The following is a 24,769-nucleotide window of genomic DNA, read 5'->3' as shown; positions in this document are numbered from 1 at the left end:
CCTACCAACTGTTACCAAGCTTCGGCTTCAATTTTTCATTAACTATCAAATTGTTAGCCGCAGCGACGCCAAGCGGGTCGCGGCGACTGTTACAGGCTGCGCAATACCGTCGCAGACCGGTCGCGCCCGAATCGCCTCCGCCCCGACCTCACATCCATACGAAAACGGCACCGGTCTTGCGACCGATGCCGGCAACACAACAAAGCCTCAGGTTGCATCCGGACGGAGGGCGGGGGGGACACCTCCCGGCCGGTCGCCTCATCCGCGATCCACAGATGCCAGAGGCATCCGGGATCGCGTCTGATCAGGGCTTGGTCCCGACTTCTCAGTTGGCCTGACGGCGCAGGAAGGCGGGGATCTCCAGCTGGTCGTCCTCGTGGTGCGGGCCGGGGCGGGACGGCACTTCGGCGGCCGGACGGGCCGGCGGACGCTTGGCGAATTCCGACACCGGCGGCTCGCCGGCGCGGCCCGGCAGAGTCGGACGCACATCGCGGGTTTCTTGCCGGGGCTCCGGCCGGGCTTCCTGCCGCGGCTCCACCGGACGGCGCTCGGGGGCGCGCATGCTCGGCTGGTCGCGACGCTGGGGCTCCGGCTCCTCCTCGCGGCGGCCCACATGGGCGAGACGCTGCAGAAGGGTCATGCGCTTCTTGTCGGGCTGCGGCTGCTCCACCGGCGGCTCGCCACGCTGGGCGCGGATCTGGTTCTGGCCGGGCAGCGGCAGCTCATCCACGCGCGGCATGCGCTGGCTGCGCGGGCGCTGGCCCTGCGGCGGGATGTAGGGCGCGAACTCGTCCTCCACCATGGGCGCCGGCGGAGCGGCGGGCTCCGGCTCGGCGAAGTAGGAGGGCTTGGGCGCGGCGGCGCGGATGGTCACGTCGTCGATGGCGACCGCCTGCTGGGGCGCCTGGGCGGCCGGCGCATAGGCCTGCGGGGCATAAGCCGCGTGAGATTGCGCCGCCTGGGCCTGGGCATCCTCCATGCCGATGAGGTCCTCGGCCGAGATGGAAGCGACGGCGGTGCGGATCTGCGCCTCGCGGGTCGCCTCGACGGCGGCGCGGCCGGCGTTGGAGATCTTGCGGCCGGCGAGATCGGGGAAACGCTCGGCGCCGGGGCTGATCTGGTCGGGGATGACCGCCGGGTCGATGCCGGTGGCCACCACGGAGACGCGGATGATGCCGTCGAGCACTTCGTCGAAGGTGGCGCCGAGGATGATGTTGGCGTCGGGGTCCACTTCCTCGCGGATGCGGGTCGCCGCCTCGTCCACCTCGAACAAGGTCATGTCCTTGCCGCCGGTGATGGAGATGAGCAGGCCGCCGGCCCCGCGCATGGAGGTCTCGTCCAGCAGCGGATTGGCGATGGCGGCCTCGGCGGCCTGGATGGCGCGCTTGTCGCCGGAGGCTTCGCCGGTGCCCATCATGGCCTTGCCCATGTCGCGCATCACGGCGCGCACGTCGGCGAAGTCGAGGTTGATGAGGCCTTCCTTCACCATCAGGTCGGTGATGCAGGCGACGCCCGAATAGAGCACCTGGTCGGCCATGGCGAAGGCGTCGGCGAAGGTGGTCTTCTCGTTCGCCACCCGGAACAGGTTCTGGTTGGGGATGACGATGAGGGTGTCGACGCTCTTCTGCAGCTCGCTGATGCCATGCTCGGCGACGCGCATGCGCCGGGCGCCCTCGAAGTGGAAGGGCTTGGTCACCACGCCCACGGTCAGGATGCCGAGCTCACGGGCGGCCCGCGCCACCACGGGAGCGGCCCCGGTGCCGGTGCCACCGCCCATGCCGGCGGTGATGAACACCATGTGCGAGCCGGAGAGGTGATCCCGGATCTCGTCGATAACTTCCTCGGCCGCGGCGCGGCCCACTTCCGGCTGCGAGCCGGCACCGAGACCCTCGGTCACCGCCACGCCCATCTGCACCACACGCTCGGCCTTGGTGAGCGAGAGCGCCTGGGCGTCGGTGTTCGCCACCACGAACTCCACCCCATGGAGGCCGGCGGTGATCATGTTGTTCACCGCGTTGCCACCAGCACCGCCCACACCGAACACCGTGATTCGGGGACGAAGCTCACGAATGTCGGGCATCTGAAGATTGATCGTCATGCTTTTGCTCCGTCGAACCCGATCGGCCTGTCCGCCTCTCACGAATCCTGTCTGACCACTTTGTTAGCCCAGGCTTCGTTAACCATGTCTAAAAGCTGTCCTTCAGCCAGCGTCCCACGCGGCCGAAATAATTCGGGCTTTCGCCCACCACCGCCTGCCTCCGGCGGGGCTCGAAGTGTTCCAACCCTGCCACCTGAGGGTAAACAAGAAGGCCTGCTGTCACCGCGAATGCAGCGCCGCGCGCCGCCTCGGGAAGCCTGGAAACACCAAGCGGCCGGCCGATGCGAACCTGTGGCCCGATGAGCCGCGCCACGAGGTCCGGCAGGCCCTGGAGCTGCGCCGCGCCCCCCGTGAGCACGATGCGCCGGCCGGCGTCGCCGGCGTGTCCGGAGGCCTTCAGGCGATCACGCACCAGTTCGACAATTTCTTCCGCCCGCGGCCGGACGATGGTGACGAGACGCGATTTCGGCACCATGTGCGGCTGGTCGCGCGAATCACCCGACAGGGGCGGCACGGTCAGCATGTCGTGGTCGTCGGAGGAGACCGCCACCACCGCCCCATGGAGGGCCTTCATGCGCTCGGCATCGGCAAGTCGCGCCGGCAGGCCGCGGGCCACGTCGTTGGTGATGTGCTGGCCACCCAGGGCCACGCCATCCACATAGACGCAGTGACCGCCGGCCACGATGGAAAAAGTGGTGGTGCCCGCCCCCATGTCGATGAGGGTGACTCCCAGCTCCATCTCATCGTCGGTGAGCGAGGAGAGCGCCGCCGCATAGGGCGCCGCCACCATGGCCTCGATGGAGAGATGGCAGCGCTCCACGCACAGGACGAGGTTCTTCAGCGCGGTCAGGTCGGCGGTGATCACATGCATGTCGGCGCCGAGCTCACGCCCCAGCATGCCGCACGGCTCGCCGATGCCCCGCCGCCCGTCCAGCGAATAGCCCACCGGCAGGGCGTGCATCACCGCTTGCCCGTCGCCCACCCCGTAGGTGGAGGCGGCTTCCAGCACCCGGCGGATGTCGAACTCCTCCACCGCCGGGGCGGTGAGGCGCACGGCGGCTTCATAATGCTGGGAAGCGAGGCGCCCGCCGGAGACGCCCACCACCACGGATGCGATCTGCACCCCCGAGGCGCGCTCGGCCATGTCAACGGCCTGGCGGATGGCAAGCTCGGCCTTGGCCATGTCCACCACCGCGCCGCCCTTGATGCCGTGGGCGCGGGTGTGGCCGATGCCGAGCACGTCGATGGCGTGGGTGCGCCGCGTGAGCACATCCGATGCGCCGCGCGGCTTCAGCCGTGCGATGGCGCACACCACCTTGCTGGTTCCGATGTCGAGCACACCGACGATGCCGCTCTTCTTCGGCGGCATCGGGCGCATCTTCGGCGCGAAGCCCTGGGCGAGCCGGTGCCTCATGCTGGGCCTCCCTTTTTAGCCTTGGCCCGCGCCTTGAGCATCTGCGCACGGGCGTCGGCAGCGGCATCCGAAAGCCGGACCACGACGCGGTCCGGCAGGCGCAGGTCCACGATTGAAATGTCGCGGCTGAGCAATTTTTTCTCGCGGTCGAGATCCATGAGCGCCAACAGGGCCTCATCGAGGCCGCCTTCCGGCAGGCGCACGTCGATGCCGTTGCGCATCTTCAGGGTCCAGCGGCGCTCGGCGACGCGGATAGCGGCGCGCACCTGGTCGCGCAGGGCCGGAACCCGGGCCAGCGCATCCACCACCTCGCCCACCTTCTTCTGCGCGCCCTCGCCCACCACGATGGGCAACTGCACGTAGCGCGGATCGTCCGAATAGGGCGCGATGGGGGTGCCGTCGCGGGCGATGACCTTCAGCTCACCATTGACCTGCCATAGGGCGAAGGCCTGCCGTTCGGCCACCGCGATGTCGATGCGGTCGGGATAGAATTTGCGCACGCTGGCCGACGCGATCCAGGGCAGCGCCTCGAGGCGGGCGCGCATCTCGTCGGCATTGAGGAACAGGATGGAGGTGGAGGACTTGACGCCCGCAGCCTCCAGGATTTCCGCCGGGGCCACATGGTTGTGGCCGGAAATGTTGACTTCCTTGACCTTGAAGCCGGCCACGTTGCCGGCCGCGTCCGCCACGTCGAGCACAATGCCCTTGGCCGTCTCGGCGTGACCGCCGAGCATGACGCCGTAGGCCGAGAAGCCGCCCACCACCGCGATGGTGAGCAGGCTGGCACTGCGCCGGCCGAGGCGGGAGGAGGCGAGGCGCACCGTCAGGCGGCGCAGCAGGAGGGACATGCGGCTGGTGGGGCGCGGCTCCACCGGCAGGCGCTTGTGCCGGCCCGGCGGCGGCAGGGGAACCGGACGCTGCGGCGGTTTCCTCCCCGCTTCGGGGCGGGGTCTTAGCGCTCCAGCGAAGCGTCCTCCACCATCCATGTCACAAGCTCACTGAATGAGATGCCCGCGTGGGCGGCCAGTTCCGGCACAAGAGACGTCTCAGTCATCCCGGGCTGGGTGTTCACCTCGAGGCAGATCAGGCCGGAGCCATCCTGTCTCGAAGGGTCGAACCGAAAGTCGCTCCGCGACACCCCCCGGCATCCGAGAGCTCGGTGCGCCGTGAGGCTTAACATCTGCACCCGTTGGTAAATTTCGGGTAAAATCCGGGCCGGAAGAATGTGCTGCGAGCCACCCGGTGCATATTTGCTTTCGTAATCGTAAAACTTCTGTGAGGATTCGATCTCGATCACGTCGAGCACCTTGTCGCCCATCACAGCGCAGGTCAGTTCGAGGCCCGGAATAAATTCTTCGGCCAGAAGATTTTCTCCGTGCGGCCAATCCTCACGGGTCAATTCCTGCGGCGGATGGGCCTGGTCTTCACGGACGATGAAAACGCCGACGCTGGAGCCTCCCGCGTTGGGCTTCAGCACATAGGGGGTGGGCAGGATGTGGGCCTTTGCCGCCTCCGCACGAGAGACGAGCCCCCCCTTCGCCACCGGGACGCCGGCCGCGGCGAGCATGATTCGCGCCTGCGCCTTGTCCATGGCGAGGGCCGAGGCCAGCACGCCGGAATGGGAATAGGGGATGCGCAGGATTTCCAGGATGCCCTGGATGGTGCCGTCCTCGCCCGGCTGGCCATGCAGCACGTTGAACGCCACGTCGGGCGCAAGGCGCGTCAGCACCTCGGCCACGTCGCGGCCCACATCGACGCGGGTGACCTGGTAGCCGGCCGCCTCCAGCGCCCCGGCGCAGGCGGCGCCGGAGCGCAAGGAGACTTCGCGCTCGGAGGACCAGCCGCCCATGAGCACCGCCACGTGTTTCGCCATGACCTTCTTCCCGATCTGATCGCCGGCGCCCCAAGGAAAACCCGCAAGGCAAGCCCGCAATGGGGCGCGTCTTGCGGCGCCACGGGGCCGGCGCCCCAAAATGGCGCAGCTGCCTTGCGCCTTTGCTAATGTCCGCTCAGGAGGAGGCAGGCAGGCCGATGCGCTTGATTTCCCATTCCAGCTCGATGCCGGAATGGGCCTTCACCCGGCGGCGCACTTCCTCGCCCAGCCCCTCGATCTCGGCGGCGGTGGCGCCACCAAGGTTGATGAGGAAGTTGGTGTGCAGCTCGGACACCTGCGCCCGGCCGATGGTCAGGCCCCGGCAGCCGGCCGCATCCACCAGCTTCCAGGCGCTGGTGCCGGGCGGGTTCTTGAAGGTGGAACCGCCAGTGCGGCTCTTGATGGGCTGGGTCGCCTCCCGGCTCTCGGTGATCTTCGCCATTTCGGCGGCGATCACCGCCGGATCGCCGGGCCGCCCCTCGAACACGGCGCGGGTGAAGACCACGTCCGCCGGGACGGCGCAATGGCGGTAGGTGAAACCCATTTCGGCGTTGGTGAAGCGCACCTTCGCGCCGGCGCGGGTGACGGCGTCCGCGCTGACCAGGACGTCCTTGGTCTCGCCGCCATAGGCGCCGCCATTCATGCGCAGGGCACCGCCCACGGCGCCGGGAATGCCGCGCAGGAAGGAGAAGCCGGCAAGGCCCGCATCAGCCGCCGCCCGCGCCACCTTCACATCGGGCACGCCGGCGCCGGCGATGATTCGAGTGCCTTCCACTGCGATCTCCGTGAAGCCGCGGGCAAGGCGGATCACCACCCCCGGCACGCCGCCGTCGCGTACGATGAGGTTGGAGCCGAGGCCGATGACGGTCACCGGCACCTCCGCAGGCAGGCCGGCGAGGAAGGTGGCGAGGTCATCCTCGTCCGCCGGCACGAACAGCATCTGGGCCGGGCCGCCGGCGCGGAACCAGGTGAATTCGGCGAGCGGCGCATTGGCCTTCAAGGAGCCGCGCAGGCCCGGAAGGCGCGCCTTGAGGCCGGGGACCAGGTCCTCGAAGCCATGTCCCGCCGGGTGTGTCTGTGCCACGCTCATCCTGCCCGTCCGTCCATCATAGGGGTCGCTCTCCCATAACAGGGTCGCGAGGGCAAGCATCGCCGGCTTTTGCCGGGCCGCCATGACGTGGCATCATGGCAGACCATTCGCCCTTCCCTTTCGCCTGGAGCTGCCCCCATGAGCGAAGACCTGCATCAAGGTCCTGGCGCCGACCCGTCGCTGCCGCCCGATACCAAGCTCACCACCACCAAGCAGCGCTGGGCGCAGGAAGGGCGCTTCCTGACCGGCCGCGTCACCCGTCCGGAGACCGAACGCCTGCCCGCCGGCCAGCATCTGGTGAAGGACTGGCCGGTGCTCGACCTCGGCATGACGCCGGTGGTGACGCGGGAGGCCTTCCGCCTTGATGTCACCGGCGCGGTGGAGACCGCCCTGTCGCTGGACTGGGATGCGTTCCGCGCCCTGCCGCAGACCCGCAATGTCAGTGACATCCACTGCGTCACCACCTGGTCGCGCTATGACAACGCCTTCGAGGGCGTCTCTACCCGCGAGCTTTTGGAGCGGGTGAGGCCGGCGCCCCACGCGGTGGCGGTGATGCTGCATTCCTACGACGGCTACACCACCAACCTGCTGCTGGAGGATTTCGCCGCCGAAGACGCGGTGATCGCCCATTCTTGGGAGGGATCGCCGCTCACCCGCGAGCATGGCGGCCCGGTGCGGCTGGTGGTGCCGCACCTGTATTTCTGGAAGAGCGCCAAGTGGCTGAAGGGCATCGAGTTCATCGCCCGCGACAAGGCCGGATTCTGGGAGGCACGGGGCTACCACATGCGCGGCGACCCCTGGGCCGAGGAGCGCTATTCAGACGACTGAAACGCGCGCGCCGGCCTCACCTGGGTCACCCCGCCGCCCGGCGGGCGAGGTCGGAGCGGGCGAACAGCTCCGCCACCCAATCCACGAACACCCTCAGGCGGTTGGAGAGGTGGCGGCTCGGCGGATAGACCACATGGATGGGCATGCTGCCGGCGGTCCAGTCGGTGAGCACGCGCACCAGCGCCCCGGAGGCGAGGTGCTCGTCCACGTGGAACACGGGCGCCTGAATCACGCCAAGGCCGGCGAGGCCGGCGGCGATATAGGCGTTGCCGTCGTTGCAGGCCATGCGGTAGTCGCCCGTCACCTCCACCACCTCCGAGCCCCGGACGAACTCGAACGGGTGGTAACGTCCCGTCTGCGCGCTGAAATAGCGGACCACCACGTGGCCGGCCTCAAACTCCTTCGGGTGTGAGGGCATCCCGTAACGGGCGATATAGGCGGGGGCCGCCACCGCCTCGAAGCTCAGTTCGCCGATGCGGCGGGCGACCAGATTGGGATCGTGGATCTCGCCCACGCGGATCACGCAATCCACGTTTTCACCCAACAGATCCACCGGCCGGTCGGTGCAGCCGACGTCGAGGGCAATATCGGGAAAGCGGGCAAGGAAATCCGGCAGCGCCGGGATCAGCAGGCGGGTGGCCAGCGACGGCGACAGGTCGATGCGCAGCCGGCCCTGCGGCAGGGCCTGCGCCGTGGAAAGCGAGCCGTCCAGTTCGTCGAGATCGTTGAGGATCAGCAGTGCCCGCTCGTAATAGGCAGCCCCGTCGGGGGTGACGGTCACACGCCGCGTGGTGCGGTTGAACAGGCGCGTGCGCAGATGCTGCTCCAGCGATTGCACGTGCTTGGTCAAGGTCGCCTTGGGCATGTCCATGAGGTCGGCGGCGCGGGTGAAATTCCCGGTCTCCACCACCCGCACAAAGGCCCGCATCGCAGCAAGCTGATCCATGATCCAACCTTCCGCCGTGAAAATATGCGCATATTATTCACTGATGTGAACAATGATACCATATTTAACGGCTTTATCGGCATATAGACGATCAATATCGTTCTCGCACTGCACAAGGCGGGCGTCGCCGCCGGCACCGAGGACAGTTCGCGATGGCCCCCCACTGGCAAGAGACATCCCTGCAGACGCAAGCCGGCCCCATGCCGGCGCGGCTGTATGGTGTCCGCCCCGGCAAGGGCGCCGTTCCGCTCATTTTACACCTGCACGGCGGTGCCTTCACCGGTGGCACCCTTGACTGTGGCGCCTATATCGCCGCCCTGCTCGCGGAGGCCGGCGCCGTGGTGGTCTCGGCCGACTATCCGCTGGCCTGCGAGCACCCGTTCCCCTTCGCCCTGACCGCCGCCTTCGGCGCATTGTCGGCGCTCTACAGTCGCCGAACCGAGTTCGCCGGCCGCAATGCCCCGCTCTACGTGGCGGGGGAGGAATCGGGTGGCAACCTTGCCGCCGGCCTCGCCATGATGGCCCGTGACCAGCAAGCCCCGCCCCTCGCCGGCCAGATCCTCATCTCGCCCATGCTCGACCCCAGCCTCGCCACCGCCTCGCTGCGCGCCGCCGAAGCCGGCACCTGCGGCTGCAAGTGGGCCGACGGCTGGCAGACCTATCTGGGCTCGCCCGAGAAGGCCGCCCACCCCTATGCCGCGCCCCTCGCCTCCTCCCGCCTGCAAGGCCTGCCCCCCGCGTTGGTGGTGAGCGCGCAGGACTGTCCCATGCGGGACGAGAGCGCCCGCTACGCCGGCGCGCTGGAGAAGGCCGGCGTCGCCACCGAACTCCACATCCTGCCCGGCCCAACCCACTGGCCCGAGGGCATTTCGGCGCCGCCCGAAAAGCCCGAATCCTGGGCCGAGGCCATGCGCACCCTGTTTTCCCGCTTCTTCGAATCGTCACGACCGCGTCGGCGCAAGCCGGCCCCGGCCGTCCTCTGACCGCCCGACATCCAGAACCGCCCCAGGGATCTGCCCCCATGACCGCCCCCATCACAACCCCGACACCCGCCCCCCGCACAGCCCGCCTGCGCAACCGCCTGCTCCTCGGCTCCGTCGCCGTGGCCGCCGTCCTCGGCACGCTTTACGGCCTGCCAGAGACCCGCGCCCATGCCGAAAAGCCGGCCGCAGCCGCGCCCGCCGCGGTCGCGGTCTCAGTCGCCACCGTGGAACCCCGCGACGCGCGGCTGTTCGAGACCTTCTCCGGCCGCCTCGAAGCTGTGGAACGGGTCGAGGTGCGCTCACGCGTCGCCGGCGCCATCAAGGCCATCCATTTCCGCGAGGGTGCCCTGGTGCGCGAGGGCGAACTGCTCGTCTCCATCGATCCTGAGCCGTTCGAGGCTGAAGTCGCCGAGGCCGAGGCTCAGGTAGCCGCCGCCCAGGCCCGCGTGGAACTGGCCCGCAACGAACTGGAGCGTGGCCAGCGCCTGTGGACCTCCCGCACCGTCTCCCAGCGCGACCTCGACGAGCGCGTCAACGGCCAGCGCGCCGCCGAGGCGGCCCTGCGCGCCGTCGAGGCCAAGCTTACCTCGGCCAAGCTCAATCTCTCCTACACCCGCGTCCGCGCCCCGGTGTCGGGCCGCGTCGGCAAGTCCGAGATCACGGTGGGCAACCTCGTTGCCGCCGGCCCCGGCGCGCCGGTGCTCACCACTTTGGTGTCGGTGGACCCCATCTACGCCAGCTTCAACGCGGACGAAGCTACCGTCTCCCGTGCCCTCGCCGGGCTCGGCACCGGCGCGGATGTGTCCGAGCAGTTGGACCGTATCCCCGTGCTCATGACCACCTCCGCCGGCGGCGCGCCGGTTGAGGGGCGCATGCAGCTGGTGGACAACCAGGTAGACGTGCGCACCGGCACGGTGCGGGTGCGCGCCCGCTTCGCCAACGCCGACGGACGGCTTTTGCCCGGCCAGTTCGCGCGCCTTGAGATGGGCCAGCCCGTCAGCGAGCCGGCCCTCCTCGTAAGCGAGCGGGCGGTGGGCACCGACCAGGACAAGAAGTTCGTCTTCGTGGTGGACGCCGCCAATACCGCCGTGTGGCGCGAGGTCACCCTGGGCGCCCCGGTGGACGGCCTGCGCGTGGTCACCAGCGGCCTGAAGGCGGGCGAACGTATCGTCGTCAACGGTCTCCACCGCGTGCGCCCCGGCGCGCCGGTGGCTCCCCAGAGCGTGCCCATGCGGGTGACGGAAGCAGCTTCCGCGACCATCGCCAACTGACACCTCTCGCCGTCGGCCCCGGCCTGCCGGGGATGACGCAAGAATTGTGAACCGGTTTTCGATCCCTCTCCCCCGCATGGGAGAGGGCGGGTGAGGGGTGGGCCGTGCGCTGCGCCCCCGGCAAGCGGCATCGCCCCTCACCCACCTTTTCCGTCCTCCCCTTCCCGTAGCGGGAACGGGCAAGGACCTGCCGCGTCCCATGTTCCCAACCGCTTCAGAGTGCTTTCGAGCGAAGTGGATACCGGTTCGCGTGAAGAAAACGCGTCAACACAACACTCTAGAGCAATTACCGCGAGCCAAGGCGAGCGGAAATCGCTCTAGCCACCCGCATCTTCGGGAGGGTCCCATGAACCTGTCCAAGTTCTTCATCGACCGTCCCATCTTCGCGGGTGTGTTGTCGGTGCTCATCTTCCTCGCCGGCCTCATCGCCATGCGGGCCATGCCCATCTCCGAATATCCGGAAGTGGTACCGCCGCAGGTGGTGGTGCGTGCCACCTATCCCGGCGCCAACCCCAAGGTGATCGCCGAGACCGTCTCCACGCCGCTTGAAGAGGCCATCAACGGCGTCCAGGACATGCTCTATATGTCCAGCCAGGCCACCACCGACGGCCTGATGACGCTCACCGTCACCTTCAAGCTGGGTACCGACCCGGACAAGGCGCAGCAGCTGGTGCAGAACCGCATCTCCCAGGCGGAACCCCGGCTGCCGGAAGAAGTGCGGCGGCTCGGCGTGACCACGGTGAAGTCCTCGCCAGACCTCACCATGGTGGTTCACCTCATTTCCCCCAATAACCGCTACGACACCACCTATCTGCGCAATTACGCGGTGCTGAACGTGAAGGACCGGCTCGCCCGCATCGAGGGCGTGGGGCAGGTTCAGCTGTTCGGCGCCGGCGATTATTCCATGCGCATCTGGCTCGACCCGCAGAAAGTGGCCGAACACGGGCTGTCCGCCGCCGACGTGGTGCGCGAGATACGCGCCCAGAACGTGCAGGCGGCGGCCGGTGTGGTGGGCGCTTCCCCCGGCGCGCCGGGCCTCGACCTGCAACTGTCCATCAACGCCCAGGGCCGCCTCGCCAACGTGGAGGAGTTCGGCAACATCGTGGTGAAGAGCGGCACCAACGGCGAGATCGTGCTGTTGAAGGACGTGGCGCGGGTAGAGTTGGGCGCCTCCGAATATGCCCTGCGATCCTTGCTCAACAACACCCAGGCGGTGGCCGTTCCCATCTTCCAGGCCCCCGGCTCCAACGCCATCCGCATCGCCGACGAGGCGCGGCGGGTGATGGAGGAGATCAAGGCCAACATGCCGGAAGGCGTGGATTATTCCATCGTCTACGACACCACCCAGTTCGTCCGCGCCTCCATCGACGCGGTGGTGCACACGCTTCTGGAAGCGGTGCTGCTGGTGGTGCTGGTGGTGATCGTGTTCCTCCAGACCTGGCGGGCCTCCATCATCCCGCTTCTGGCGGTGCCGGTGTCGATCGTCGGCACGTTCGCGGTGATGCATCTTTTCGGGTTTTCCATCAATGCCTTGACCCTGTTCGGTCTGGTGCTCGCCATCGGCATCGTGGTGGATGACGCCATCGTGGTGGTGGAGAATGTGGAGCGCAACATCGAGGCCGGGCTCTCCCCGCGGGAGGCCACCTACAAGGCCATGCAGGAGGTGTCGGGACCCATCATCGCCATCGCTCTGGTGTTGATCGCGGTGTTCGTGCCGCTGGCCTTCATCACCGGGCTAACCGGCCAGTTCTACAAGCAATTTGCCCTCACCATCGCCATCTCGACGGTGATTTCGGCGATCAATTCCCTCACCTTGTCCCCAGCACTCTCGGCCCTGCTGCTGAAGGGGCATGATGCGCCGAAGGACCGCCTCACGCGCCTCATGGATTTTGCTTTCGGCTGGTTTTTCAAGGGCTTCAACAAGGCCTTCGTGAAGGGCTCCAACGCCTATGGCGGCGTGGTGAAGCGCACCATCGCCCACAAGGTGATCATGCTCGGCCTCTACCTCGTTCTGGTGGCCATGACTGCGGTGCTGTTCCGCGCCGTGCCGCCCGGCTTCGTGCCGGGGCAGGACAAGCAGTATCTCGTCGGTTTCGCTCAGCTTCCAGACGGCGCCACGCTGGACCGCACGGAAGAGGTGATCCGCCACATGAGCGACATCGCCCTCAAGCAGGAGGGCGTGAAGTCCGCCATCGCCTTCCCCGGCCTGTCCATCAACGGGTTCACGAACTCCTCCAACTCCGGCATTGTTTTTGTCGGTTTGGACGAGTTCGAGGCGCGCAAGTCCCCGGCCCTCTCCGGCAATGCCATCGCCTTGACGCTGAACCAGAAATTCGCATCCATCCCGGATGCGATGATCGCCATGTTCCCCCCGCCCCCGGTCCAGGGGCTCGGCACCATCGGCGGGTTCAAGTTCCAGATCGAGGATCGCGCCGGCCGCGGCTACGAGGCGCTCGACGCGGCCACCAAGGCCTTCCTCGCCAAGGCCGCCACCGCGCCGGAACTGGCCGGCCTGTTCTCCTCCTATCAGGTGAACGTGCCGCAGCTGTTCGCCGACATCGACCGGGTGAAGGCGCGCCAGCTGAATGTGGCCGTCACCGACGTGTTCGAGACCATGCAGATCTATCTGGGCTCGGCCTATGTGAACGACTTCAACACCTTCGGGCGCACCTACACGGTGCGGGTGCAGGCGGACGCCCCGTTCCGCGCCCGGCCGGAGGATGTGGGCACCCTGAAGGTGCGCTCGGCCACCGGCGAGATGATCCCGCTCTCGGCGCTGCTCAAGGTGCGCTCGGCGGCGGGGCCGGAGCGGGCTATGCGCTACAACGGCTTCCTCTCGGCGGATGTGAACGGCGGTGCTGCCCCCGGCTTCTCCTCGGGCGAGGCACAACAGGCGGTGGAGCGCATCGCGGCCGAGACCCTGCCCAAGGGCTTCTCCTTCGAATGGACGGAGCTGACCTACCAGGACATCCTCGCCGGCAACTCGGCGGTGTGGGTGTTTCCGCTGGCCATCTTCCTCGTCTTCCTGGTGCTGGCGGCCCAGTATGAGAGCCTGATGCTGCCGCTCGCCATCATCATGATCGTCCCCACGGGCCTGTTCGCGGCCATGACCGGGGTGTGGCTTGCCGGGGGGGACAACAATGTCTTCACCCAGATCGGCCTCGTGGTGCTGGTGGGACTGTCCGCCAAGAACGCCATCCTGATCGTGGAGTTCGCCCGCGAACTGGAGTTCGCCGGACGCACCCCCGTCGCGGCGGCGCTGGAGGCGAGCCGGCTGAGGCTGCGGCCGATCCTGATGACCTCGCTTGCCTTCATCATGGGCGTGGTGCCGCTGGTCACCTCCATCGGTGCCGGGGCGGAGATGCGCAATGCCATGGGCACGGCGGTGTTCGCCGGCATGATCGGCGTGACCGCCTTCGGCATCTTCCTGACGCCGGTGTTCTACGTGATGCTGCGGGCGCTGTCGGGCAACCGGCCCCTCACCCAGCACGGCCACGGCACGGTGGCGCCGGATGCGCCCCAAGGGGCGGGCCACGGGGCGGGCCATGGTGCCGCCCCTGCCACGCCTCCGGCGCTTCAGCCGGGGGAGTGAGGGGGCGGCTGGTTCGTTCCCGGAACGACGGGCGAGAACAAGGCGGCTTCTCGGTCTGAAAGTCTGCTGCTTCGGCCGATTACGATGAGAACCCTCTCCCGCTTGCGGGGGAGGGCAGGGTGGGGGCAGAGGTGCTTTCCAGCGGCACCGCCGGTGTTTATCGGCACCGGCCTGCCCCCTCCCCACCCCTCCCCTCCCCCGCAGGCGGGAGAGGGAGCGACAGCGCCTCCTCAACCGAGACATCTCCAAGAAAAATACCGGATCTGCCTGCTGCGCAGTACCCTTGCGTTAGGTCCCAGATCGCATTCCGCTAACGCTGCATGCGTCCGGGACATGAGGGCGGTTCGCGGACCCGCCCCGCCCCTCACCCCGAGTTGCGCAGGCCCGCCGAGATGCCGTTGATGGACAGCTGGATGCCGTGCAGCACCTTGTCGTCGCCGGAATTGGCGCGATGCTGGCGCAACAGCTCGATCTGCAGATGGTTCAGCGGATCGAGATAGGGGAAGCGGTTGCGGATGGAGCGGTCGAGCAGCGGGTTGTCCTCCAGCAGCTTCTGCTGGCCCATGATGGCGAGGACATACTTGATGGTGCGCTCGTATTCGGCGCGGATGCGGCCGAAGATCTTGGTGCGCAGCTCCACGTCCGGCACCAGTTCCGCATAGCGCGAGGCGATGGCCAGCGACGACTTCGACAGCACCATGTCCATGTTGGAGAGCTGGGTGCGGAAGAACGGCCATTCGCGATACATGGCCTGCAAAAACGACAGGCCATAGTCGGGCCGCCGCTCGGCAAAGGCTTCCACCGCCGAGCCGAAGCCGTACCACGCCGGCAGCATCAGCCGGCACTGGGCCCAGGAGAACACCCACGGAATGGCCCGCAGCTTCTCGATGGAGCGCGTCTTCGCCCGCGAGGCCGGCCGCGAGCCGATATTCAGGGTGGCGATCTCGCTGATCACCGTGGACGACCAGAAATAATCCTCGAAGCCCTCGGTCTCGTAGACGAGGTTGCGGTAGGCGCCGAAGGCGGTATCCGAGATTTCCTCCATGGCGGTGAGAAATTCGGTGCGCGGGGCATTGTACTGGGGCTGGAGCAGGGAGGCTTCCAGCGTCGCCGAGACCAGGATCTCCAGGTTGCGCCGGCCCATGTCCGGGTTGGAATATTTGGAGGCGATGATCTCGCCCTGCTCGGTGATGCGGATCTGCCCGTTCACCGCCCCGCCCGGCTGCGCCAGGATAGCATCATAGCTCGGCCCGCCGCCGCGCCCCACCGAGCCGCCCCGGCCGTGGAACAGGCGCAGGCGCACCTTATGGGCGCGGAACACCTCGATGAGGCCGATCTCGGCCTTGTACAATTCCCAGCCGGAGGTGACGAAGCCGCCATCCTTGTTGCTGTCGGAATAGCCGAGCATCACTTCCTGCTCGTCGCCGCGGCTCGACACCAGCTTGCGATAGGCCGGGATGGAAAACACCCGGTCCATCACCTTGGCGCAGACCTGAAGGTCGCCGATGGTCTCGAACAAGGGGATGATGTTCAGCGCCGTGGTGCCCTCGGCGGTGACAAGGCCCACCTCCTTCAGCAGCAGCGCCACTTCCAAGAGGTCGGAGACGCCCTCGGCCTTGGAGATGATGCAGTTGGGGATGACCTCGCGCCCCAGCGCCCGGTGCGCCTCGGCCGCCATGCGCAGGATGGCGAGCTCCGACTGGGTCTCCTCCTCATAGGCGAGGAAGGGCGAGGCCAGCGGGCGGGCGGTGGCCAGTTCCTTGAGCAGGAGAGCGATGCGCGCCTCCTCGTCGAGGCCGACATAATTGGTGCCGGGGGCCACCTTCTCGAACAGGTCGGCCACCACCCGCTCGTGCACGTCGGAGTTTTGCCGCAGATCGATGCAGGCGAGGTGGAAGCCGAAGCAGTCCACCGCCCGCCGCAGCAACCTGAGCCGCCCGCGCGCCAGCACCTTGGATCCGTTGTCGCAGAGCGAGGCATAGATGATGTCGAGGTCCGCCTTCAGCGCCGCCGCGTTCTCGTAAGGGGCGAGGCCGCCGGCCTCCTCCGCCTCGGCCGTTTCGCCCTTCAGGTGGCGGGCGGTGAGCTTGAGGCGGCCGAGCACATAGGCGAGCGCCAGGCGATAAGGCTCCTCCCGGTGCTCCTGGGAGCGGTCGGGGGAGCGGGCGGCCAGTTCCGCCAGCTCCGGCGAAACCTTGATAAGCCGCGCGCCGAGGGACAATTCGGCGCCCAGCGCGGTCAGCTCCTGCTCGTAATGGGCGAGGATGCGGTCGCGGTGGACCCGCACGGTCTCCTTCAGCACGTCGGCAGTGACGAAGGGATTGCCGTCGCGGTCGCCACCGATCCAGCTGCCGATGCGCAGGAACGAAGGTAGCGCTACCTCGGAGCCGCCCTGCGAGACATGGTCCTCGATGGAACAGTAGAGGCGCGGCAGCTCGGTGAGGAAGGTATAGTCGTAATAGGACAGGCCGTTGGCCACCTCGTCCAGCACGGTGAGCTTGATGCGGCGCAGCAGCGCGGTCTGCCACAGGGTGAGCACGGCGCGGCGCAGGGTTTCCTCGTCCTGCTCCTGCTCCGCCGGGGTGGGCACCACGCGCTCGCGGCGGTCCAGCAAGGCGGCGATTTCCATCTCGCGGTTGAGGGTGCTCTTGCGCCGCACCTCGGTGGGATGGGCGGTGAGCACCGGGCTCATGTGCGCGCCGGAGAAGAAGTCCGTGAGCTGCTGCGGCCCGATGCCCAGCGCCTCGGCGCGGGCGAGGGAGTAGGCCAGGCTCCCGGCCCGCGGCGCCGAGCCGGCGATGGCATGGGCGCGGTTGCGGCGGATGTGGTGCTCGTCCTCAGCGATGTTGGCGAGGTGGGAGAAATAGCTGAAGGCGCGGATGATATCCACCGCGCGCTGGGAGGAGAGCTGCTCCAGCAGCGCGCCCAGCTCCTCGCGGGCCGCCTCGTCGTCGTCGCGATGGAAGCGGATGGAGGTCTGGCGGATGCGCTCCACCAGATCGAACACCTCCTCGCCCTCCTGCTCGCGCACCGTATCGCCGAGGATGCGCCCCAGCAGGCGAATATCCTCGCGCAGGGGCCGATCCTTCACTTCCTCGTCGCCCGGCGCCTCAATGGACCAAACCGCACTCGTCATCTGGCAACCCTTCCCCCGGAGCGGATCGCAGCCGCTTTTCGACGTTAGTCTTACGGAATTTGTGCAGGAGCGAAAGAGCAACGCAGCGGCACAACACTGTTGCTTCTGCACGCTTGAGAGGCAGGTTCCGGCGCTGCCCTGCGCCAGCGCGGGCCGATCCGGCATGGCTGGCCCGCAGCTCCCGCGCTTGCACGCCGCGGCGCGGCGGGGGTACAGCCGGGAGCCCCCGGCGGCATGGCCATGCGATACCGCCTGACGGGTCGCTCGCCCGCGATTCGCGCGGGCGGCGCAGGTGCCCCCTCCTCCCACGCCAGACAGCCCCGATGCCCCTGACCCCCGACGCGCTCCTCGAACTGCTTGAAAACAACGGCATCCCCGCCACCACTCACGCCCATCCGCCGGTGCATACGGTGGCTGAATCCCAGGCCCTGCGCGGCGACATTCCCGGCGCCCACACCAAGAACCTGTTCCTGCGCGACGCCAAGAAGACCTATTTCCTGGTGGCGGTCGCCGAGGACACTCCGGTCAACATCAAGGCGTTGAAGGGGCCGCTGGGAGCCAAGGGCTCGCTCTCTTTCGGCTCGGCGGAGGCGCTCTACGAGCATCTCGGCGTGCTGCCGGGATCGGTGACGCTGCTCGCCGCGGCCAATGACGTGGCTGGCCTCGTGACCATCGCCATCGATGCCGAACTGCTGAAGGCGGAGGCGGTGTGCTGCCACCCCCTCACCAACGAGCGCACCACGTCGCTCGCCCCGGAGGCGCTCGACGCCTTCTTCCGCCTCACCGGCCACCAGCCCCTGGTGATCGAGATCCCGCCAGCGCCGGAGGCGTAAGGCTCCCTCAGCCGGGACAGGCCTTCATGGCGGTTTCGTCCGAGCCGGCCTGGGCCAGGAGGGTGCGCAGATCCACGTCCTGGATCAGCGGAACGAAATTGCCGCCCGGCTTCAGCCGCAGGTAGGTGCTGAGCGGCAGCGGGCCGGACGGCAGCGCGCCCCGTAGGCAGCCCTCCGCGGACACCGCGAGGGAGCCGTGGAGGCGGCGCCCCTTGGCAAGCTCGTCCGACTTGAGCGCCAGCATCTCGCTGCGGGCGGCCTCCAGCTTGCGCCGCCCCTCTTCCGTCAGGCGGAACACGGTGATGCGCAGGCCCTCGCGCTCGTCCTCCTTCAGGGCGGCGAGGGCCTTCGGGTCGGCCTCCACCTCCAGCAACGCCTGGATGGTGGTCTTGCGGGCCTCCTCCCCCGACCGCCAGTAGGACATGGTGACGAACGCGCCGCCGGGCACCGGCGCGATCTCCTTGGGCGCCCGCACGGCGGCGCGCAGCACCGAGAGATCCGCCGTATCGAGATCGAGGCTCGCCAGCTGCGGCAGACTGCTGACGGGAACATGCGAGCAGGCGCCGACGGACAAAGCGAGCGACAGCAGGAGCAGGGAGCGGCGGACGAAGGCACGGCCGAGACGCATATCTATTCTCATTAACGATTGCATTATTATTGTTTTACGATAAATTTTGATTGCGTCAAGGAAAGCCCTCTCATGTCTCCTCCTCCCCTCGACCCCCGCCTCGATCGCGTCGTGCGTCTTGGCCGTGCCCTCTCCCTGGCCACCCTCGTGGTGGTGGTGCTGCTGGTGACATCCGGCCTCGGCATCTGGCTGCGCCCGGCCCTCGTGGAGCAGATGGTGGTGCCGCGCCTCGGGCTCGCCGGGCACCAGGTCTCGCTCGACGGCGCGAGCCTGTGCGCGGGCCTCGTCATCTCCGCCGTGCCGCTCGGCATCCTGGCCTATGGATTGCTGCAGGTCCGCCAGATCTTCCGCGACTTCGGACGCGGCGAACTCATCTCGCAGATGCTGGCGCACCGCCTCGAACGCTTCGGAGCGGCGGTTGCCGTTCAGGGACTGATCAGCCCGTTCGCCGGCGCGGCGCTGAGCGTCGCGCTCACCCTGGGCAATCCCCCTGGCGAACGCGCCCTCGCCGTGTCGCTGTCGAGCCACGACGTGGTGGCGGTGATCGTCGGGTTGCTGATCATCGGGGTCGGCGCGGTCATGCGCGAGGCGGCGCGAATCGCCGAAGAAAATGCAAGCTTCGTCTAGAGTGCTTTCCGTTCGCCCTGGCTCACGGCAATCGCCCTATATTCTTGTTTTAACGCGTTTTCTTCACGCGAACTGGTATCCAATTCGCTCGAAAACGTTCTGATGCGAAGGGCAATGGGAGCAACATGCCCATCATCGTCAATCTCGATGTGATGCTGGCGCGCCGCAAGATGCGCTCGCGCGAGCTTGCCGAGCGCATCGGCATCACCGAACAGAACGTCTCGCTGCTGAAGTCGGGCAAGGTGCGGGGCGTGCGGTTCGACACGCTGGCGCGCATCTGCGAAGCCCTCGGCTGCCAGCCGGGAGACATCCTGGAATATGTGCCGGGGCCGGAAGAAGAGGTGGACTAGCTCCGCCGCACCGGCCCCCTCACCGCGCTATGGAATCATACGCCTTCTGGGCGGCGAGCACGGCATCCATGTTGGCCTCGGCCCAGTGGGCGAGGGCGGCGACGGTGTCGGTGAGGGTGCGGCCGAGGCCGGTGAGGGCGTATTCCACCGTCACCGGCACGGTGGGGAACACCTGCCGCGAGATGAGGCCGTCCCGCTCCAGCTTCTTCAGGGTCTGCGACAGCACCTTCTGCGAGATGCCGGCGATGTCGCGTCGCAGATGGTTGAACCGCACCGGACCATCCCGCAGCCGATCGAGGATCAGCAGCGCCCATTTGTCCGCCAGCCGGTCCAGCACCATGCGGGTGGGGCAGCGATCCTGATAGACGTCATAGGGCTGATCCATTGTCCCTCCACCCGGTGGCCGGTTTCCCGGCGGTGACCATGTGAGTTTCAGGTGCTCTCTTTCGGCCCACCGGCAAGGCCTGTATGTATCTCTTTGATACGTGGTTTCCAATAGAAACCTATCGGGCAACATTTCGGGAGCAGGACATGAGCGACGCGATTCTGGTGATCGGGGCCACGGGCAATGTGGGCCGCCCCCTGGTTGAGGCGCTTAAGGCGCGGGGCGCCCGGGTCAGGGCCGCCTCGCGCACCGGCAAGGCGGTGGACGGGGCCGAGGGCGTCGCCTTCGATATCGCCGATCCCGCCACCTTCGGCCCGGCCCTCGCGGGGGTGAAGAGCGCCTTCGTGATGCTGCCCACCGGCTCCATGGACCCCAAGGGCCAGCTTCTGCCGCTGATCGAGGCCGCGAGCGCCCGCAAGGTGAAGGTGGTGTTCCAGAGCGTGCTCGGCGCCGATGCGGACGAAGCCATCCCCTATCGGCAGGTGGAGCGGGCGCTGGAGGCGTCAGGCACGCCTTATGTGATCCTGCGGCCCAACTGGTTCGCGGACAATTTCCACACCTTCTGGAAGCCCGGCCTCGACCATGGCGTCATCGCCTTGCCGGCGGGAGCAGGCAAAACCAGCTTCATCGACACCCGCGACATCGCCGAAAGCGCCGCGGCGGCGCTGACCTCCGACCGCTTCGACGGCCGCGCCTTCAACCTCACCGGACCCGAGGCGCTGGGCTATGGGGACGCGGCGGCGATCCTCGCCACGGTCATCGGCAGGCCGGTGGCCTACACCCCCATCGACGACGACACCTTCGTCGGCATCCTCACCGGCGCCGGCGTGCCGCAGGACTATGCCCGCTTCCTCGCTTCCATCTTCGTGCCGGTGCGCGAGGGCTGGACTTCCGCCGTCACCCCGGACGTGGAGACCCTGACCGGGCACGCGCCCCGGTCGCTGGAAGCCTATGCGAAAGACAATGCCGACCGGCTGAAATAGGCGCCGCACGAGGCGCCCGAGCCGTCACAGCTCCATGCGGTAGCGGACGAAATCGTCGGCCTCGACAAAGCGGTCGTAGAGCGCGCGCGCCGGGTTATCCCGGCGGGTGTGCCAATAGAGGCGCGACCAGCCCCTCGCCTTGCCGAGGCTGACGAGATCGGCGATCAGGCTGCGGCCGATGCCGAGGCCCCGGCAGGCGGGGTCCACGAACAGGTCCTCCAGATAGCAGACCGGGGCCACCACCCAGGTGCCCTCATGCAGGACGCTGAGGGAGAAGCCCGCCAGCCCCCCGCCGCGCCGGGCGACGCGGCCCAGCAGGGGGGAGGCGGGATCAAGCATGCGCTGCCAGGTGCGGTCCGTGACCTGCGGGGCGACGCTCGCCTCATAGAAGGCGTTGTAGCCCGCCCAGAGCCGGAGCCAGTCGGCCTCGTCCGCCGGCTGGACATCCTCGATCACCAAGGCCTCGCTCATGGTCCGCACCCGTCCGACGGGACGGGCCTCAGTTGCCGCCGTCGAGCAGGCGGCGGGCGATCACCTGCGCCTGGATCTCGGCCGCGCCCTCGAAGATGTTGAGGATGCGCGCGTCGCACAGGATGCGCGACACCGGATATTCCAAAGCGAAGCCGTTGCCGCCGTGGATCTGCAGCGCATTGTCCGCCGCCGCCCAGGCGACGCGGGCGCCCAGCAGCTTGGCCATGCCGGCCTCAAGATCCGTGCGGCGCCCCTCATCCTTGGCGCGGGCGGCAAAGTAGGTGATCTGGCGGGCGATCATGGTCTCCACCGCCATCATCACGATCTTGTCGGCGACGCGGGGGAAGTGGATGAGCGCCTTGCCGAACTGGATGCGCTCCTCGGCATATTTGAGGCCCACCTCCATGGCCGCCTGGGCCACGCCCACGGCGCGGGCGGCGGTCTGGATGCGGGCGCTCTCGAAGGTGGTCATGAGCTGCTTGAAGCCCTGCCCCTCCTCGCCGCCGAGCAAATTGGCCGCCGGCACGGTGAAGCCGTCGAAGCCGATCTCATATTCCTTCATGCCGCGATAGCCGAGCACCTCGATCTCGCCGCCGGTCATGCCCTCGGCGGGGAACGGGTTCTCGTCGGTTCCGCGCGGCTTCTCGGCGAGCAGGATGCTGAGGCCCTTGTAGCCCGGCTCGGCCGGATTGGTGCGCACCAGCAGCGTCATCACGTCGGCGCGGACGGGATGGGTGATCCAGGTCTTGTTGCCGGAGACCTTGTAGACCGCGTCGTCCCCTTGGCCCTCCTTCACCGCGCGGGTGCGCAGGGAGGCAAGGTCCGAGCCGGTGTTGGGCTCGGTGAACACCGCCGTGGGCAGGATCTCGCCGGCCGCGAGCTTGGGCAGGTAATGGGCCTTCTGGTCGTCGGTGCCGCCGGCGAGGATCAGTTCCGCCGCGATCTCCGAGCGGGTGCCCAGCGAGCCGACGCCGATATAGCCGCGCGACAGCTCCTCTGTGACCACGCACATGGCTTCCTTCGGCAGGCCGAGGCCGCCGAACTCCTCCGGAATGGTGAGGCCGAACACGCCCATCTCGGAGAGGTGGGTGATGATCTCCAGCGGGATATAGTCGTTCTTCAGATGCCACTCGTGGGCGTGGGGGGCCACCTCCGCTTCCACGAAACGGTGCATCTCGGTGCGCATGGCCTCAGTGGTCTCGTCGAGGCCGGCTTCGCCGATGGTGCCGGTGGGATGGGCGCCGCGGATGATGTCCGCCAGCGCCGCGCGGCTCGCCGCCGTATTGCCCTTGGCCGCGAGGGTCGCGATGGCCGGGTCGGCGCGCAGGGCGGCCTCGGTGGCATCCGACACATAGAGGTCGCCGAGGCGGACGATCTCGCCCTGGCTCATGGGAATGCCGCCGAGGATCTGGGCGACATATTCGCCAAGACCGATCTGCACGATCAGCTTTTCGGTGGCGCCGAACTTGCCCATCTCGGTGAGGCGGTCGGCATAATGCACCAGCTCGCGCACCGAGAAGACATAAGTGGCGAGCCACGCGAGGCCGTGGGTGGAACGCTGCTCGCGCTCCATCAGCGCCGGGGAGATGCGGCCGCCCTCGGTCACCTGTGCCTTCACCAAAGAGGTGGCTTCCGCCAGCAGGGCTTCGAGCCGCGCCGTGGCCGTGCGGCCGAGCGCGACGGCATCCAGGGTGTCGGTGGCGACGGTCTGAAGGGCGGCGCTGGCGCTCATGAAGGCTTTCTCCCCGATTGTGCGTTGCAGAATTGGCATATCCTTGCCTTGGAACCGGACCAAAGCAACGCCTGATTACGGCTGCGGTGTGCGCCGGGATCAGCGGCGCGGTGCCATTGTGCGGCGCCCGCGCGTGGCGGTGACTTAGAGAGGAATTCGCCGGAAGGGTCGATCCGACCTTCTTCCCATGCGCGGCATTGCCCACGAATTATTTTCTGGCGGAAAATAAGTGATTTCCACGCGCAAAAATCGGGGCTCGCTCCAGCCGGCGGATAGTGTTACCGCTCCGCTTCGATCTCGTCGAACCTCGCGGCGAGGTCGTCCAGATTCTCCCGCACGTGATTGCAGGCGGAGACCGCCGCAAACAGCGCGGTGAGGGTATCGGCGCCCGCCGTCTCCAGCACGCCCTCGCCGTTGAGGCGCTCGGCCTCAGCCTCCAGCGCCGCCACCGCCGCCCGCGCGGCCTGCGCCTTTTCCTCGATCCCTTCCACCGCCTGCCCATCGAGGCGATCGGCGAGGGCGAGGATATGGCCGTTCAGCCCGGACACGGCGGCATCCAGGCTCGGGGCGACGCGGTCGGCCACCTCCTTGTCCATGGGCCGGTCGGCGCCGCGCAGCAGGATGATCACCGAGTGCCACAGCCGGCGGCAGGAGCGCACCACCGGCGCCGGGTCCACCTGCCCGGTCAATCCGCCCACCTGTTCGCGCAACGCCTCGGAAATGCGCGCGTCGGCGGCGCGCAGGGCCTGGCGGGCGCCGGAATTCAGCCGGTCGAGGGCGGTGGGGTCGAGGCCGCGCCCGAGCAGCCCGTCGCGGCCCAGCTCCAGCAGTCCGGCGTTGAAGCGCAAGGCCTTGGCGCAATGGGGGAACAGCCGCAACAGCGCCCGCTCGGGCAGGATCAGGATGGACGAAGCCATGCCGACCACCCCGCCCACCGCGATCTCGAACACCCGGTGCAGGCCGGACAGCCACGGCTCCAGATGGCTCGGATCCGCCAGCAGCACGATCACCACCGTCACCGGCGCCAGCTTGAAGCTGGCGGAGCGGGCCGACAAAGTGGCGGTGAAGAACACGGCGACGCCCAGCGCCACATAGGTCAGCGTCGCCGAATTGCCCGCCAGCATGGCCGCGGCCACGCCCACCACGCCGCCCACCACCGTGCCCAGCGCCCGGTCGATGGCCACCGTCAGGCTGGCGCCGATGGTGGCCTGCACCACCAGCACCGCGGTGAGCACCGCCCAATAGCCGTTGGGCAGGGCAAGTCCGGTGGCCAGTCCATAGGCCACGAGCCCGGCAATGGCCGCCCGCAGCCCGAGCTTGAAATGGCTGGGGCTCAAGAGGCCTGAGAGCCGCGCCATGAGGCTGGGCAAGGCGGGTCCCTGGTCGGGGCTCGGCATGGTCCTGTCCGCAAACGTTCGGGTACGGCAGAGCTGCCGCAGCCTGCCCTCGTTCCTATCCCATGGCCCCGCCCTCGGCCAGCCGGCGCGGCGCGCGCGGGACACGCGCCGCGCGTGCTTGCCATTCGCCGA

At 68.0% G+C, this 24,769-nt stretch carries 20 protein-coding genes; 8 read left to right on the top strand and 12 right to left on the bottom strand.

The window, feature by feature from the left end; translation table 11 throughout:
• Nucleotides 1–325: 325 nt before the first annotated feature.
• The 5 genes from ftsZ to murB form a co-directional block, all read right to left on the bottom strand.
• Nucleotides 326–2,098 carry a cell division protein FtsZ gene (gene ftsZ / locus FBQ73_RS14760; protein WP_138400255.1) on the bottom strand — a complete coding sequence of 591 codons (1,773 nt, stop codon included), beginning with the start codon at nt 2,096–2,098 and terminating at the stop codon, nt 326–328.
• Nucleotides 2,099–2,186: 88 nt separating this feature from the next.
• Nucleotides 2,187–3,512 (bottom strand): cell division protein FtsA, encoded by a 1,326-nt coding sequence (gene ftsA, locus FBQ73_RS14755; protein ID WP_210236785.1) that lies wholly within the window; start codon nt 3,510–3,512, stop codon nt 2,187–2,189.
• Complete coding sequence (locus FBQ73_RS14750) at nt 3,509–4,384, bottom strand: cell division protein FtsQ/DivIB (RefSeq protein WP_138400254.1); 876 nt, start codon at nt 4,382–4,384, stop codon at nt 3,509–3,511. Before FBQ73_RS14750 ends, ftsA begins: the two co-directional genes overlap by 4 nt.
• 80 nt (nt 4,385–4,464) lie before the next feature.
• Nucleotides 4,465–5,385, bottom strand: coding sequence for a D-alanine--D-alanine ligase (locus tag FBQ73_RS14745; RefSeq protein WP_138400463.1), 921 nt, complete (start codon nt 5,383–5,385; stop codon nt 4,465–4,467).
• A gap of 136 nt (nt 5,386–5,521) precedes the next feature.
• The gene (gene murB, locus FBQ73_RS14740; RefSeq protein ID WP_138400253.1) at nt 5,522–6,475 is read right to left on the bottom strand and encodes a UDP-N-acetylmuramate dehydrogenase; all 954 of its coding nucleotides are present in this window, start codon (nt 6,473–6,475) and stop codon (nt 5,522–5,524) included.
• Nucleotides 6,476–6,613: 138 nt separating this feature from the next.
• Between murB and FBQ73_RS14735 the strand changes: the two genes are divergently transcribed.
• Nucleotides 6,614–7,303, top strand: coding sequence for a sulfite oxidase-like oxidoreductase (locus tag FBQ73_RS14735; protein ID WP_138400252.1), 690 nt, complete (start codon nt 6,614–6,616; stop codon nt 7,301–7,303).
• A 25-nt stretch (nt 7,304–7,328) separates the two neighbouring features.
• Here the strand turns inward: FBQ73_RS14735 and FBQ73_RS14730 are convergent, their stop codons facing one another.
• Nucleotides 7,329–8,249 carry a LysR family transcriptional regulator gene (locus tag FBQ73_RS14730; protein WP_138400251.1) on the bottom strand — a complete coding sequence of 307 codons (921 nt, stop codon included), beginning with the start codon at nt 8,247–8,249 and terminating at the stop codon, nt 7,329–7,331.
• Between the two features lie 200 nt (nt 8,250–8,449).
• Here FBQ73_RS14730 and FBQ73_RS14725 point away from each other — a divergent pair, with 200 nt between their 5' ends.
• From FBQ73_RS14725 to FBQ73_RS14715, 3 genes are all read left to right on the top strand, one after another.
• Entirely contained in the window at nt 8,450–9,232 is a 783-nt protein-coding gene (locus FBQ73_RS14725) for an alpha/beta hydrolase (protein ID WP_246089716.1), read from the top strand.
• Nucleotides 9,233–9,270: 38 nt separating this feature from the next.
• The gene (locus tag FBQ73_RS14720) at nt 9,271–10,503 is read left to right on the top strand and encodes an efflux RND transporter periplasmic adaptor subunit (protein ID WP_138400249.1); all 1,233 of its coding nucleotides are present in this window, start codon (nt 9,271–9,273) and stop codon (nt 10,501–10,503) included.
• 346 nt (nt 10,504–10,849) lie between these two features.
• A complete protein-coding gene (locus FBQ73_RS14715; RefSeq protein WP_138400248.1) occupies nt 10,850–14,095 on the top strand; it encodes an efflux RND transporter permease subunit in 3,246 nt (1,081 codons plus the stop codon).
• A gap of 364 nt (nt 14,096–14,459) precedes the next feature.
• Here FBQ73_RS14715 and ppc read toward each other — a convergent pair whose 3' ends face one another.
• Nucleotides 14,460–17,231, bottom strand: a complete 2,772-nt coding sequence (gene ppc / locus FBQ73_RS14710) for a phosphoenolpyruvate carboxylase (RefSeq protein ID WP_138400247.1) — start codon at nt 17,229–17,231, stop codon at nt 14,460–14,462.
• A gap of 323 nt (nt 17,232–17,554) precedes the next feature.
• Between ppc and FBQ73_RS14705 the strand changes: the two genes are divergently transcribed.
• Nucleotides 17,555–18,064: a prolyl-tRNA synthetase associated domain-containing protein gene (locus FBQ73_RS14705; protein WP_138400246.1), complete on the top strand. Its 510-nt coding sequence runs from the start codon at nt 17,555–17,557 to the stop codon at nt 18,062–18,064.
• 7 nt (nt 18,065–18,071) lie between these two features.
• Here the strand turns inward: FBQ73_RS14705 and FBQ73_RS14700 are convergent, their stop codons facing one another.
• Nucleotides 18,072–18,692: a hypothetical protein gene (locus FBQ73_RS14700; RefSeq protein ID WP_138400245.1), complete on the bottom strand. Its 621-nt coding sequence runs from the start codon at nt 18,690–18,692 to the stop codon at nt 18,072–18,074.
• A gap of 72 nt (nt 18,693–18,764) precedes the next feature.
• On the opposite strand from FBQ73_RS14700, the gene FBQ73_RS14695 reads away from it, so the two are divergent.
• Entirely contained in the window at nt 18,765–19,319 is a 555-nt protein-coding gene (locus FBQ73_RS14695; protein WP_138400244.1) for a DUF2975 domain-containing protein, read from the top strand.
• A gap of 125 nt (nt 19,320–19,444) precedes the next feature.
• Nucleotides 19,445–19,669: a helix-turn-helix domain-containing protein gene (locus tag FBQ73_RS14690; RefSeq protein ID WP_138400243.1), complete on the top strand. Its 225-nt coding sequence runs from the start codon at nt 19,445–19,447 to the stop codon at nt 19,667–19,669.
• 19 nt (nt 19,670–19,688) lie between these two features.
• Here the strand turns inward: FBQ73_RS14690 and FBQ73_RS14685 are convergent, their stop codons facing one another.
• On the bottom strand, nt 19,689–20,054 hold the full coding sequence (locus FBQ73_RS14685) for a winged helix-turn-helix transcriptional regulator (RefSeq protein ID WP_138400242.1): 366 nt from the start codon (nt 20,052–20,054) through the stop codon (nt 19,689–19,691).
• A 146-nt stretch (nt 20,055–20,200) separates the two neighbouring features.
• Here FBQ73_RS14685 and FBQ73_RS14680 point away from each other — a divergent pair, with 146 nt between their 5' ends.
• A complete protein-coding gene (locus FBQ73_RS14680; protein WP_138400241.1) occupies nt 20,201–21,037 on the top strand; it encodes an SDR family oxidoreductase in 837 nt (278 codons plus the stop codon).
• Between the two features lie 24 nt (nt 21,038–21,061).
• On the opposite strand, the gene FBQ73_RS14675 is transcribed toward FBQ73_RS14680, so the two are convergent.
• The 3 genes from FBQ73_RS14675 to FBQ73_RS14665 all read right to left on the bottom strand — a co-directional run bounded on the left by FBQ73_RS14675 (nt 21,062) and on the right by FBQ73_RS14665 (nt 24,637).
• Nucleotides 21,062–21,508 (bottom strand): GNAT family N-acetyltransferase, encoded by a 447-nt coding sequence (locus FBQ73_RS14675; protein WP_138400240.1) that lies wholly within the window; start codon nt 21,506–21,508, stop codon nt 21,062–21,064.
• Nucleotides 21,509–21,536: 28 nt separating this feature from the next.
• Nucleotides 21,537–23,240, bottom strand: coding sequence for an acyl-CoA dehydrogenase family protein (locus FBQ73_RS14670; protein WP_138400239.1), 1,704 nt, complete (start codon nt 23,238–23,240; stop codon nt 21,537–21,539).
• A gap of 278 nt (nt 23,241–23,518) precedes the next feature.
• A complete protein-coding gene (locus FBQ73_RS14665) occupies nt 23,519–24,637 on the bottom strand; it encodes an FUSC family protein (protein WP_170218914.1) in 1,119 nt (372 codons plus the stop codon).
• Between the last annotated feature and the right edge of the window lie 132 nt (nt 24,638–24,769).

This window comes from Xanthobacter autotrophicus (assembly GCF_005871085.1).
Taxonomy (GTDB): Bacteria; Pseudomonadota; Alphaproteobacteria; order Rhizobiales; family Xanthobacteraceae; genus Xanthobacter; species Xanthobacter autotrophicus.
Note: the sequence above shows the minus strand (reverse complement) of the source record. Positions and strands in the feature narration are given on the sequence as shown.

Excerpts from the sequence above, each read along its gene's own strand:
- ftsZ (WP_138400255.1), bottom strand. The coding sequence starts at position 2,098 with ATGACGATCAATCTTCAGATGCCCGACATTCGTGAGCTTCGTCCCCGA.
- ftsA (WP_210236785.1), bottom strand. The coding sequence starts at position 3,512 with ATGAGGCACCGGCTCGCCCAGGGCTTCGCGCCGAAGATGCGCCCGATG.
- FBQ73_RS14745 (WP_138400463.1), bottom strand. The coding sequence starts at position 5,385 with ATGGCGAAACACGTGGCGGTGCTCATGGGCGGCTGGTCCTCCGAGCGC.
- murB (WP_138400253.1), bottom strand. The coding sequence starts at position 6,475 with ATGAGCGTGGCACAGACACACCCGGCGGGACATGGCTTCGAGGACCTG.
- FBQ73_RS14735 (WP_138400252.1), top strand. The coding sequence starts at position 6,614 with ATGAGCGAAGACCTGCATCAAGGTCCTGGCGCCGACCCGTCGCTGCCG.
- FBQ73_RS14730 (WP_138400251.1), bottom strand. The coding sequence starts at position 8,249 with ATGGATCAGCTTGCTGCGATGCGGGCCTTTGTGCGGGTGGTGGAGACC.
- FBQ73_RS14725 (WP_246089716.1), top strand. The coding sequence starts at position 8,450 with ATGCCGGCGCGGCTGTATGGTGTCCGCCCCGGCAAGGGCGCCGTTCCG.
- FBQ73_RS14720 (WP_138400249.1), top strand. The coding sequence starts at position 9,271 with ATGACCGCCCCCATCACAACCCCGACACCCGCCCCCCGCACAGCCCGC.
- FBQ73_RS14715 (WP_138400248.1), top strand. The coding sequence starts at position 10,850 with ATGAACCTGTCCAAGTTCTTCATCGACCGTCCCATCTTCGCGGGTGTG.
- ppc (WP_138400247.1), bottom strand. The coding sequence starts at position 17,231 with ATGACGAGTGCGGTTTGGTCCATTGAGGCGCCGGGCGACGAGGAAGTG.
- FBQ73_RS14705 (WP_138400246.1), top strand. The coding sequence starts at position 17,555 with ATGCCCCTGACCCCCGACGCGCTCCTCGAACTGCTTGAAAACAACGGC.
- FBQ73_RS14700 (WP_138400245.1), bottom strand. The coding sequence starts at position 18,692 with ATGCGTCTCGGCCGTGCCTTCGTCCGCCGCTCCCTGCTCCTGCTGTCG.
- FBQ73_RS14695 (WP_138400244.1), top strand. The coding sequence starts at position 18,765 with ATGTCTCCTCCTCCCCTCGACCCCCGCCTCGATCGCGTCGTGCGTCTT.
- FBQ73_RS14690 (WP_138400243.1), top strand. The coding sequence starts at position 19,445 with ATGCCCATCATCGTCAATCTCGATGTGATGCTGGCGCGCCGCAAGATG.
- FBQ73_RS14685 (WP_138400242.1), bottom strand. The coding sequence starts at position 20,054 with ATGGATCAGCCCTATGACGTCTATCAGGATCGCTGCCCCACCCGCATG.
- FBQ73_RS14680 (WP_138400241.1), top strand. The coding sequence starts at position 20,201 with ATGAGCGACGCGATTCTGGTGATCGGGGCCACGGGCAATGTGGGCCGC.
- FBQ73_RS14675 (WP_138400240.1), bottom strand. The coding sequence starts at position 21,508 with ATGAGCGAGGCCTTGGTGATCGAGGATGTCCAGCCGGCGGACGAGGCC.
- FBQ73_RS14670 (WP_138400239.1), bottom strand. The coding sequence starts at position 23,240 with ATGAGCGCCAGCGCCGCCCTTCAGACCGTCGCCACCGACACCCTGGAT.
- FBQ73_RS14665 (WP_170218914.1), bottom strand. The coding sequence starts at position 24,637 with ATGCCGAGCCCCGACCAGGGACCCGCCTTGCCCAGCCTCATGGCGCGG.